Origin of the sequence: Actinacidiphila oryziradicis, from assembly GCF_005047355.1 — a bacterium.
GTDB classification, from domain to species: Bacteria; Actinomycetota; Actinomycetes; order Streptomycetales; family Streptomycetaceae; genus Actinacidiphila; species Actinacidiphila oryziradicis.
The window spans coordinates 1-11,683 of record NZ_SUMC01000160.1 but is presented as its reverse complement, the minus strand read 5'-3'; the positions used below and the strand labels follow the sequence as shown (position 1 = coordinate 11,683).

Below are 11,683 nucleotides of genomic sequence, written 5' to 3'. Positions count from 1 at the left end.
CAGCACTCCGGGCCCGTGGAACCCGGCGCACCCGCGGCGTCACGCGACGGCCCACCTCGAACGGCCCGAGGACATTACGGGGCGAACCGCCGAGCAGGTCAGCGACCGAATCCCGCTGACGAATCGAGGCTAGCTCGACTTTTCGCCGGTCGAAGTGTTCCTCGAATTCGGACCACTCGCTGTTGGTAACCGGCTTATACTCATCGGCTGACCGTGCCTGTCGTCGACGGTCGAGGAATTCCTGGTAGTGGCGCACGACATCCTCGTTGAACACGGCGACATATCGGCGAGTGGTCTGCAGATTCAAGTGCCCGAGTAGCGCCGCGCCGATATGGATGGGCAGCCCGTTGTTCACCAGGTCCGTGGCCACCAGCCTGCGGAAGTCGTGCGGCGTGAAACTCGTAGCCCGGAAACTGGGATGCTGTTCGGCCAGTTCAGCGCAGCGGCGCCGGAGCATGACCAGCCCGGTCGCCGGCGAGATCACACGCGGGACCGCGCCAGTATGGCGTTGGAACAGAAACGGCATCGGGTCGCTCATGCGCCGCTCGTGGTTGTCGTAGCGCTGAATGATAGGAATGGGACGGCCATGCTGAGTATGCCGCCGGATGATCGCGGCGATCACGGCGAACAATTCCGCCGACATCGGGATGACGCGCTCGCGGTCAGTCTTGGACGGGGCGATCACCAACAGAGCGATGACCTCGCCGTTGGGGCGCTGGTACTGCCTGATGCTCAAATGGGTGAGCTCCAGAAATTCCTCGATCCGAATGCCCGCGTGGCGGAGGACTTCCACCGCTGCGAACTCCCAGAAGGCGAGATCCTCGGCGGTGGTGACATTGATGTAGTTTCCGAGATCGCGGACCCGGGTGTTGGCCTGTCCGCCCCGCCGAGCGCGCCGGTCGTCGGCGGCGGTCCAGACCCGTTCATAGGCCCGGCCATTGACGGTGACCGTCTGGCCGCCGGTCAGCGGCGAGGCAGTCTGCAGCAGCGCCCGCAGGTGGTGGTAGCGGTCTTCCAGATGGGCCACGAGCACGGGTAGCAGCGGTTGGCGCTGGCGCACCCGGTCGTCCATCCTCTCCTTGCCCCGCCGCTGTCGGACGATGACCCCGCGCAGCGCGCCGTCCGGTACTGGGCATGGCGCCACCCACGGTGCCCACTTCTCGGGTTCCTCGACCGCCCAGCTGTGCAGGTCGGTGTAGAAGGAGCGCACCGAGCGCAGGATGTGCTCGAATTCCTCGCGCTGCTTGCGGCCATCCTGGTGGGTGCCGAGCGCCTCGCCACCGCTTGTAGAGATCGGCGCTGATCCGCAGGTCCGGCTGGCCGGGGGCGAGGGCTTCGATCGTGGCCCAGAACAGGCCGCCAGCGAGCGGGACAGCTGGTCCAGGGTCGAGCAGTCCATCTCGGGCTCCCGCCGGCGCAGATAATCCAGCAGCAGTTGCCGGACACCCTGGTGGCGGATGTCGTAGCGGTCGACCAGTTCCTGGACCGTGCGGCGCCCGCTGAGCACGGCCGCGCGCAGCGTCGCCGGGGTGCCGGACGGGAAATGGCCCATGTCGTGCAGCACCCGCCAAGCCAGCTGCCCAGGGAACTGGCCGCGGCCGGTCTCGCCGCGGCTCTTGAATGACAGGCCGTGGTCCCGGGATTCCCGTAGGGTCGGGGACTGGCGCGGTGGCTCACGCTCCGTTTCCAGTCCCCGCCGCCTCAAACCGGACATGCGGTTCTCCCGCATCCGGCTTTCCGACATCGTTCACCGCTGGGCGTGCACCGTCGCCCTGTGCCCGTTTCTGGTCAGGCGGAAGACCCCGAGCCGGCTGATCCACCCATAGGTGTAGCGGGTGGCCCAATTCCGGCCCGAGAGGCCATGTTTGCTGCTGGTGAAGATCGCCAGCCGCTCGTGGACGTACTGGTCTACCGCAGTGAACTTCCGCGCGGAGTTCCCGTTACGGAAGTACCCGGCCCATCCCCGGAGGACGGGATTGAGCTCGGCTACCACGGCAGCCACCGGCCGCTCGGTCCGGGAGCGGGAGGTAGCTGCACGGATCTTGTCCCGCAGTACCCCCAACGCCCTTTGCGAGGGATAACGTTGCAGGTAGAACCTGCCCCGCCACTTCCACGACTCCACCTTGTGGTGGTGGAAACCGAGAAAATCGAAACCCTGCCCGCCCCGGGAGAGGCAGACGACGCCGGACTTCTCCGGATGCAACCGCATCCCGAGCCCGTCCAGCACCTCGGCTGCCAGTTCACGCGCCTGCTCGGCCCGTTCCCTGGTCGGCGACACGACCACGAAATCGTCAGCGAAACGCACCAGCACCCCCATACGCTGCCCGCCGTGTTCCTGCCACGCCTCGTCGAGAAGGTGCAGGGCAACATTGGCGAGCAAGGGGGATATCGGTGAGCCCTGTGGAGTTCCCGCCCCGGTCAGAGAGGTCACCCCACCCTCCAATACACCCATCCGCAGCCACGCCCGGATCAACTTAAGCATCGAGTGGCGAGCTCGGCCACGCACAGGACCGCGATCAGCGACGGGACGGAGCGCACGAACACCAGTGCCGCCACAGCGAGGGCCTGCACGACGATCGCGAGCCGGAAGACCTCGCGCGGGCCGCGCCGGTCGGCCAGGTGACCCACGGGGATGCCTGCCGCGAGTCCGATCAGGGCGGCGGCGCCCAGGGCGAATCCGACCTGGGCGACCGGGAGGCCCACGGAGCGGGTGAAGAACAACGCGGCCCCGGAAACGAAGAGGCCCTTGCCGATCTGGTTGATGAAGGTCGCGGCGGCGAAGGAACGTTTGGGGCTCGTCTCGGGCATGAGGCCACGGGCCACCAGCCAGGACGGTAACCCTCCTCTGGTGCCCTTCCCGGCCGCCGTCTCGGTCGGTTCGCTTTGCCGGCGCTGACTCCTGGTGTCCAACTGGCTGTCCCTCCGACTCTGGGTGATGACGTGTGCCCGGGTGCCCTCATGCCGAGAACGCCGTCCATCGCCGCCTGGCTGCCGAGTGCTTTCGAGCTCGCGAGCGCTGCCTCGCACGGCTTGACGGACGCCGCCTCCGATCAGGCGGACTTGTGGCGGGCGCCGCCCTCGATGTGGATCGTCTCGCCGGAGACAAAGCCCGCACGCAGGAGCCACATCACCGTGTCGACGACGTCGTCGGCCTCGCCGTGGCGTCCGACGAAGGTCCCGTCCGCGCTCTTGCTCAACAAGGCGGTCTTCTTGTCACCAAGGCGATCCCATGCGCCCGAGTCCACGACACCGGGCGAGACGGCATTGACCCGTACCGGCGCCAGATCCGCCGCCAGGTGGCGCGCGGCGTACTCGACCGCACCGTTCGTGACGCCCTTGACGAGTGATCCCGGCCCAGGGCGCCAGCCGACCACACCGGAGAACAGCACCATCGACCCGGTCGGCCGCAGGACCGACGCGAAGTGCTTGGCCACCAGCATCGGGCCGACCACCTTCGCCGTGAACGCAGCCAGCAGCTTGTCGCGATCCAGCTCGGTCGCGCGAACGTCGTGCGGCGCCGAACCGGTCGTCACGATGTGGTCGATTCCGTCCTTCAGCCGTTCTGCCGCGGCCGCGAGCGTCGACTCGTCCTGCAGATCGACCCGCACCGCTGTGGCGCCGATCTCGCGCACCAGCGCGTCGGCCGCAGCCAGATCGCGGGCACCGACAACAACGTCGTACCCGTCCTTCGCCGCACGCCTCGCGACGGCCGCGCCGAGCGCCCGTGCACCGCCGATGACCAGGATCCGTTCCATGTGTCTCGACTCCCTTTCGTAGGATCGGGCACCACGGTATGGTTTTGATACCGGTATCTTCAACGAAACTGGGAGCAGCGATGGGCAAGGCGTACAACGTGATGGCAGCGACCTGCCCGAGCCGCACGGTGCTGCACCGTATCGGCGCCCGCTGGACCGTGTTCGTCGTCAACGCCCTCGACGACGGACCTCGCCGCTTCAGCGAACTGAAGCGGCATATCCGGGGGATCACCCCGAAGACCCTCACCGAGACCCTGCGCTCCCTGGAAGCCGACGGTCTGGTCAGCCGCCACGCGTACGACGAGAACCCGCCCCGCGTCGAGTACGCCCTGACACCGCTGGGCCGCTCTCTGCTCATCCCGCTCCGCGCCGTACGACTCTGGGCCGAAGAGCATGTCCCGGACATCGAGGCGGCCCGATGCCGCCAGCCGGTTCTCTGACCCATGAGTCGACTGCCGACATGAACCCCGGCCGCGGCCGGCGGCCAGGGTCTCGGCGATTTCCTCACGGGCCATCACCCGACGCTCCAAGACCCGTTCCGCATCGGCGAGTTCAGCCAGCACCCGCTCGGCTTCCGCGCGAAGTTCCTCCGCCCGTACCCGGGCAGCCGTCTCCCGCTCCTCCACCGGCCCCATCACCGACGTCACCCCTCAACTCCGCGTCGCCGAGAACGAATTCACCGCCCCGAACCATCCCACCGAGACGACGGACCCATGCCTGGCCAGCGGAAACTCAACGATCACATCCGGTAAGACAACGGCTTCGCAGTCCAGGGCGGCCCGGCCGACGCCCAGCCCGCGGGCCGCAACCTGCGGTCGTCCGGTCCCCAGGCCCTTCATCCTCCGGCCGAAGCCCCGGCCCTCCGCGCTGCCGAGCAGGGCGCCGGCCGGAGCTCGGTGGCCGTCGACGCAGAGCTCGCAGCCCTTGTCGCCGCGCTTGGGCAGGCCGCGGGAGACGGGAAGGCCCGGGCCGTGTTCGACAAGCAGGATCGACATGCCGTGGCTAGCTGATGGTGAAGTCGTCTCCGTAGACGTCTCCCTGGGCGTACCAGCCGTGGATGTAGACGGTGACTTTGCCGGTGGAGTCGGTGGTGAACGGCACCGTCAGCTTTGTCCAACCAGTGCCGGATGCCCACGTGCTGGCGGTCGCTCCGCCGCTGACGCCGACGTAGGCGTAGTTGCCCTGGACATAGGCGGTCAGGGTGTGACTGGTGTTCGGGCTGAGAGTGACGTTCTGGTCACACTCGCCGGTCGTGTTGGAGGTGGGCACCACGTCCACCGCATAGCTGCCGGTGTGCACCGGGGTGGGGACCACCTTGCCGCCGGTCTGGCAGGCCCAGGGGCTCAGGCTGCCGGTCTCGAAGCCGCCGTTGGACAGCGCGGTGCCGCCGCCGCTGGAGCTGGTGACGGTGAGGTTGTACGTGGTGGAGTGGCTGCCGGAGGCGGCCGTACCGGTGACCGTGATCGGGTAGGTACCGGCAACCGCCGAGGAGGACACGGACACCGACAGCGTCGAGGAACTGCCCGCGGTGACCGAGGTGGGGCTCAACGACACCGTCACCCCCGACGGAGCGCCACTCGCCGTGAGACTGACCGTCTGTGCCGACCCGGAGGTCACCGCGGTGCTCACCGTCGCGCTCGCCGAGCCGCCCGGTGCCACCGACCCGGAACTCGGCGAGACGGCTACCGAGAAGTCATTGGCCGGCGTGGGCGTCGGGGTAGGCGTGGGGGTGGGACTCGTGCAGCTCGACGCCGAGCCGCTGACGGCGGTGGCGATCTGGTTGAAGAGGGTGTCGTTGGCGTCCAGGTCGAGCAGTGAGTACATCATCGCGCCGGCGAGCCCGTGGCAGTGCGCGTAGTCGGCCTTGGCCTGGATGGCCTGGCTGCCGAGGCCGGTCCAGAACTCACTACCGGTGTAGAAGTAGTTGGTCTGGGACTTGGGGTCGTAGAAGGTGTCGGCCGAGTTGTCGACGATGCCGCCGAGTTCCTTGTAGTACGCGATGCCCGCGGTGGCGCTGGTGCTTCTGGCCGGGGCGGGGCCGGTTGCGGACTGGTAGAGGCCGTGGTTGGAGCCCGCTGGAACTCCGGTCCAGCCCCGGTAGTACAGCGGATAGCCCATGGTGAGCTTGGACGCCGGGAAGCCGCCCGCGATGCCGTAGGCGGAATCGCCGTTGGTCCAGGCCGAGATGGCGTTGTCCGCGCTGTATTTCTCGGTGCCGGGCGAGATGGCGGTCGAGGGGTCGTCGGCCGACTGGTAGAGCGGGTCCTGGAGGTTGGTCGGGCCGGTGGCGTCCCAGGCGCCGTGCATGTCGTACGTCATGATGTTGGCGTAGTCGAGGTACGAGCCAACCTTGTTGGTCTCGATCTGCTCGATCTTGTCCTGGCCCGCCGGGAGCGCGGCGGTCAGCAGCATCTTGCGGCTGTTAGCGGTGCCGTAGGCGTCGAGCTCGGTGCGGAACTCGGCCATCAAAGCGGTGTAGTTGGCTTTGTCCGCAGTGCTGTAGTGGTTGCCGACGTGGCCGCTGGAGACGCCCGGGTACTCCCAGTCGAGATCGAAGCCGTCGAAGATGCCGGCCGCCGTGCCGGTGCCGCCGAAGCCGCCCTGCACCGGCAGGTTGCCCTTGATGAACATGTCGATACAGGAGCTGACGAACTTCTTCCTGCTGGCGTCGGTGGCGGCGACGTCCGAGAAGTACTTGGAGTACGTCCAGCCGCCGATCGAGGCGACGATCTTCAGGTTCGGGTACTTCGCCTTCAGCTCCTTGAGCTGGTTGAAGGTGCCCGCGATCGGCTGGTTCCACACATCGGCGGTGCCATTGACGGCGTCGCCGGCCGCGAAGGTCTTCTGGTAGTCGGCGTAGGCGTCGCCCGCGCCGTCACCCGCGCTCGGGTTGGTCTCGTCTGTCGAGGCGGCCTTGGTGCTCTCGAAGCAAGTGAGGTTGGTCGGATCGATGTTCTCGAACGAGTAGTTGAGAACGTTGAGCTTCCCGGCGATACCACGGGTGTCGAGCGCTTTCGGGTAGAACGCGTTGCCGTAGATGCTCCACTGGTCGTAGTACGCGATGTTTACGCCGCCGCTGGTCGCAGCGGCCGCGGCGGGCTGGATGTCCGTGACCGAGGCGGACCTGGCCGCCGGGCCGAGGCCGGCGAGCGCAGTGAGTGCGCCGAGGACGAGGGCCGCACTGGTGGCGGCTGCCACAAACGGTCCCTTGACGAGCTGCACGAAGACACTCCGGAGGGAGGGGGACGGGAGTACTTGAATGCATAGCGCCATCCTCATGCGCAGGTCAATGGTCTATACCAAGATAAGGACTAGACCAATTGAAAAGCCTCGGCAAGGCAGCGGAGAAGACGTGCGCCCATCACGCCCGCACGTGGCGCTTCGGCGCCCGCGGGTCGGGCTGCGCATCGCAGCACTGCACCCAAAATTGGTCCAGACCTTGACGGGATCAAGCCTCACACCTTAAATGTGGCGGCAGGTAGAAGCTCCCTGAACCACCATTCACTCAAAGATCTGACGGCCAGTCATTAAAAGGCACGTCACCTCACGGCATTGTCACTTCCTGGCACCACGCCCCCGGCAATACCCCCTACAGCCGCTCAGGAGTACTCCCATGCCCTGGTCCCGCCCGAAGAGATCGCTGATCGCCGCCGTACTCCCGCTGGCCTCGCTGGGCCTGCTGCTCGCCGGCAGCAACACCGCCCATGCCGCCGCCAACCCCGGCCCCGGCTTCCCCGCCCACTACGCCGCGCCGTACGTAGAGACCTGGAACTCCCCCTCCGCCATGGCCTCCGCTCAGTCCGCCACCGGGCTGAAGTACTTCTCGCTGGCTTTCGTCATCAGTGACGGCACCTGTAATGCGACCTTCAACGGCAACACCTCCATCAGCGACGCCGGTTGGACCAGCGCCATCAACTCCCTCCGTGCCTCCGGCGGTGACGTCATCGCCTCGTTCGGCGGCGCGGCCGGCACCGAGCTCGCCCAGGCGTGCACCGACGTCCCCTCGTTGCAGACGCAGTACCAGCGGGTCATCGACACCCTCAACCTGACCAGGATCGACCTCGACATCGAGGGCGCCCCGCTCAACGACACCGCCGCCAACGACCGCCGCAACCAGGCCCTGGCCAACCTCCAGCAGCAGTACGCCGCGAGCGGCAAGACCCTCGCGGTGGACTACACCCTGCCGGTCATGCCCACCGGTCTCGAAGCCAACTCGATCTCCCTGCTCAACGACGCCAAGAGCCACAATCTGAACGTCAACATGGTCAACATCATGACCATGGACTATGGCGCCTCCATGGACATGGGGCAGGCCGCGATCAACGCAGCGACCGCCCTGCAGGGCCAGTTGGGCCAGATCTGGACCACGAAGACCGCTGCCCAGCTGTGGGCGATGGAGGGCAACACCCCGATGATCGGGGTGAACGACTCCACCAACGAAGTGTTCACCACCGCCAACGCCTCCACGCTGGAGAGCTTCGCCGCCTCCCACGGCATTCAGGAGCTCTCCTATTGGTCGCTGGGCCGCGACAAGGCCTGCACAACCAATGGGACACTGTCCAGCACCTGCAGCGGCACGACGCAGAACCCGTACCAGTTCGCCTCCACCTTCAACGCCCTGACCGGCGCCGCACCCACCGCCCCCACCGGACAGATCACCGGGTATGGCGGCAAGTGCGTGGACGTCGCCGCGGCCAACACCGCCAACGGCACCGCCATCCAGCTCTACGACTGCAACGGCACCGCCGCCCAGAGCTGGACAGTGGCAACCAACGGCTCGCTCCAGGCCCTCGGCAAGTGCATGGACGTCACCGCCGCAGGCACCGCCAACGGCACCCAGGTCCAGCTCTACGACTGCAACGGCACCGGCGCCCAGCAGTGGCAGCACCAGAGCAACGGGACCCTGGTCAACCCCGCCTCGGGGCGTTGCCTGGACGCCACCGGACCCAGCTCCGCCAACGGCACCCGGCTCCAGATCTGGGACTGTTTCGGCGGCGCCAACCAGCAGTGGAACCTGCCCAGTTGAGCAGGCCGACCGGAAGCAGCACGACGAATGATCAGAACGGAGGATCAGATGAACCCTGCTCAACGACCGTGGCGGCGCACCGCCATGCTGGCAATAACAGCCGCTGCGGCCCTGGTGGCAAGCGGCCTCACGTTCACCCTCGCCCCCTCAGCCGCTGCAGCGGTCACCCCGGCCGCCACCGCTCCGGCGATCTCGTCGGGTTCCACGTACACGGTCGCCAACAGCAACAGCGCCAAGTGCGTGGACGCGAAGGCAGCCAGCACCGCTAACGGCACCGCTGTCCAGCAGTACAGCTGCAACAGCACGGGGGCGCAACAGTGGCGGTTTACCGCCACTGACAGCGGCTACTTCCAGGTCGGCAGCGCGAACAGCACGGCGCAGGTGTGGGACGTCACCAACGTGTCCGCCGCCGACAGCGCGCTGATCCAGCTGTGGACGTACGGCGGCGGCAACAACCAGCAGTGGCTGCCGGTCGCGGAGCCCACCGGGGGGTACCACTTCATCAACCGCAACAGCGGCAAGTGCCTGGACGTGCCCAGCGCCTCAACGGCCGACAGCACGCAGTTGCAGCAGTACACCTGCAACGGCACCCCCGCCCAGTCCTTCACCCTCGCCCTCGCCGGGGGAACCCCGCCAGCCGCCCCGGACCTGGGGCCCAACGTGCTGACCTTCGACCCATCGATGTCGAGCTCCACTATCCAGAGCCAGCTCGACAACGTCTACAACCAGCAGCAGACCAACCAGTTCGGCAGCAACCGCTACGCGCTGCTGTTCAAGCCGGGCTCGTACAACGTCAACGTCAACGTCGGCTTCTACACCCAAGTACTGGGCCTGGGCCAGTCGCCGAACGCCACCACCATCACCGGCGGCGGGGTGAACGCCGACGCGGCCTGGGCCGGCGGCAACGCGACCCAGAACTTCTGGCGCTCCGCCGAGAACCTCACGATCAGCCCCTCCTCCGGCAGCACCAAGTGGGCCGTGTCACAGGCTTCGCCGATGCGCAGGGTGCACGTCACGGGCTCGATGGTGCTGGACGACAACGGCGGCTGGTCCAGCGGCGGCTTCCTCGGCGACTCGGTGGTCAACGGTCAGGTGAACTCCGGAACCCAGCAGCAGTGGCTGTCGCGCAGCGACCAGTGGGGCAGCTGGACCGGCTCCAACTGGAACATGGTCTTCGTCGGCGACACCAACGCCCCCGCGCAGAGCTTCCCCAATCCCCCGTACACCACGGTCGCCCAGGCGCCCACGATCGCTGAGAAGCCGTTCCTCTACGTCGACCAGACCGGCGCCTACCAGGTGTTCGTCCCGGCCGACCGGACCAACACCCAGGGCGCCACCTGGAACAACGCCGTCCCGGCGGGCACCTCCCTGCCGATCAGCCAGTTCTACATCGCCAAGCCCACTGACACCGCCGCGACCATCAACACGGCGCTCGCCTCGGGCAAGAACCTGCTGTTCACGCCGGGCGTCTATCACCTGACCGACACCATCAGGGTGACCCGCCCCGACACCGTGGTACTGGGCCTCGGCCTGGCCACGCTGGAGGCGGACAACGGCGTCACCGCGATGTCGACCGCCGACGTGAACGGCATCCGGATCGGCGGGCTGCTCTTCGACGCCGGCACGACCAACTCCCCCGTCCTGCTGCAGGTCGGCCCGAGCGGTTCCAACGCCGACCACTCCGCCGACCCGACCGTACTGTCCGACGTCTTCGCCCGCATCGGCGGGGCGGCCGTCGGCAAGGCCACCGTCAGCGTCCAGGTCAACAGCAGCAACGTCATCGGCGACGACCTGTGGCTGTGGCGGGCCGACCACGGCAGCGGTGTCGGCTGGACGTCCAACACCGCCGCCAACGGCCTGGTCGTGAACGGCACCAACGTCACCATGTACGGCCTGGCGGTGGAGCACTACCAACAGTACTCGGTGCTCTGGAACGGCAACGGCGGGCGCACCTACTTCTTCCAGAACGAGCTCCCGTACGACCCGCCGAACCAGGCGAGCTGGATGAACGGGAGCACCCAGGGATACGCCGCCTACAAGGTGGCCGACTCGGTGACCAGCCACGAGGCATGGGGAGTCGGCAGCTACTGCTACTTCAGCTCGAACTCCTCCGTTGTCGCCGACCGCGCCTTCGAGGTGCCCTATACCTCCGGGGTCAGGTTCCACGACCTGGTGACGGTCTCCCTGGGCGGCGTCGGAACGATCAGCCACATCATCAACTCCACCGGCGGCCCGTCGAACTCCTCCAACAGCGTCGCCTACCTCGCCAACTACCCGTGATGGCCCCTCTCTGATCGGGCTACCACCGGCCGGCTACCGCTGCTGATGCGACGGCAGCCGCCGCAGGGCCCCGGGCGCGGCCACTTCCCGGCCGGCGGTGCGTCGGCGGTCTGTACGCTGGACCCCGCCGCGTTACTCTCCGTGCGCCCGATGGCCGGGTCTGGGGAAGGCGGCCTGCGGCCGTCGAGCTGGCTGATCCAAATCGATGATGGTACGCGGGTGCTGGTGGCGGAGCGGTACCGGTTGGACGCGGCGATCGGCCGTGGCGGGATGGGGAGGTCTGGCGTGCGTCGACACCGTCCTGATCCGAAGTAGCACCGGCCCACGGAAACAGCGAGAACGGGCGTAGGGGCCGGGTCATCATCGGCGACGGCCCGGCCCCTACGGCATGGAACACGAAAGCTGCGGGCACCACCCTCGCCGGGTGATGCCCGTAGCCGCGTGACCGCTGCGTCAGAGCACGATGAGACCAATGCGGATGTCGTCGAAGTCCCTGCGGTCGAAACGGTCGCGGTCGAAGTCCCTGCGGTCGAAACGGTCGCGGTCGCAGTCCCTGCGGTCGAAACGGTCGTGGTCGAAGTCCCTGCGGTCGAAACGGTCGCGGTCGAAGTCCCCGCGGTCA

General features: G+C 67.5%; 8 protein-coding genes and 1 pseudogene. 3 read left to right on the top strand and 6 right to left on the bottom strand.

What is annotated here, in order from left to right; genetic code table 11:
• From FCI23_RS50910 to FCI23_RS50895, 4 genes are all read right to left on the bottom strand, one after another.
• The coding region (locus FCI23_RS50910) for a site-specific integrase (RefSeq protein ID WP_246144840.1) at positions 1-1,564 on the bottom strand (1,564 nt) is incomplete at its 3' end.
• Between the two features lie 183 nt (positions 1,565-1,747).
• Positions 1,748-2,431 (bottom strand): group II intron maturase-specific domain-containing protein, encoded by a 684-nt coding sequence (locus tag FCI23_RS50905; RefSeq protein ID WP_246144839.1) that lies wholly within the window; start codon positions 2,429-2,431, stop codon positions 1,748-1,750.
• A gap of 38 nt (positions 2,432-2,469) precedes the next feature.
• A complete protein-coding gene (locus FCI23_RS50900) occupies positions 2,470-2,808 on the bottom strand; it encodes an MFS transporter (RefSeq protein ID WP_136730763.1) in 339 nt (112 codons plus the stop codon).
• A 242-nt stretch (positions 2,809-3,050) separates the two neighbouring features.
• The gene (locus FCI23_RS50895) at positions 3,051-3,755 is read right to left on the bottom strand and encodes an SDR family oxidoreductase (protein ID WP_136730762.1); all 705 of its coding nucleotides are present in this window, start codon (positions 3,753-3,755) and stop codon (positions 3,051-3,053) included.
• Positions 3,756-3,835: 80 nt separating this feature from the next.
• Between FCI23_RS50895 and FCI23_RS50890 the strand changes: the two genes are divergently transcribed.
• Entirely contained in the window at positions 3,836-4,195 is a 360-nt protein-coding gene (locus tag FCI23_RS50890; protein ID WP_136730761.1) for a winged helix-turn-helix transcriptional regulator, read from the top strand.
• A gap of 327 nt (positions 4,196-4,522) precedes the next feature.
• Here FCI23_RS50890 and FCI23_RS50885 read toward each other — a convergent pair.
• Together FCI23_RS50885 and FCI23_RS50880 are read right to left on the bottom strand one after the other, a co-directional pair.
• Positions 4,523-4,756 (bottom strand): annotated as a pseudogene (locus FCI23_RS50885) (acyl-CoA dehydrogenase family protein); the annotation flags it as partial.
• Position 4,757: 1 nt separating this feature from the next.
• Positions 4,758-6,977 carry a glycosyl hydrolase family 18 protein gene (locus FCI23_RS50880; protein ID WP_246144838.1) on the bottom strand — a complete coding sequence of 740 codons (2,220 nt, stop codon included), beginning with the start codon at positions 6,975-6,977 and terminating at the stop codon, positions 4,758-4,760.
• A 391-nt stretch (positions 6,978-7,368) separates the two neighbouring features.
• On the opposite strand from FCI23_RS50880, the gene FCI23_RS50875 reads away from it, so the two are divergent.
• Positions 7,369-8,781: a chitinase gene (locus tag FCI23_RS50875; protein WP_136730760.1), complete on the top strand. Its 1,413-nt coding sequence runs from the start codon at positions 7,369-7,371 to the stop codon at positions 8,779-8,781.
• A 48-nt stretch (positions 8,782-8,829) separates the two neighbouring features.
• Positions 8,830-11,061, top strand: a complete 2,232-nt coding sequence (locus FCI23_RS50870) for an RICIN domain-containing protein (protein WP_246144837.1) — start codon at positions 8,830-8,832, stop codon at positions 11,059-11,061.
• Positions 11,062-11,683: the final 622 nt, after the last annotated feature.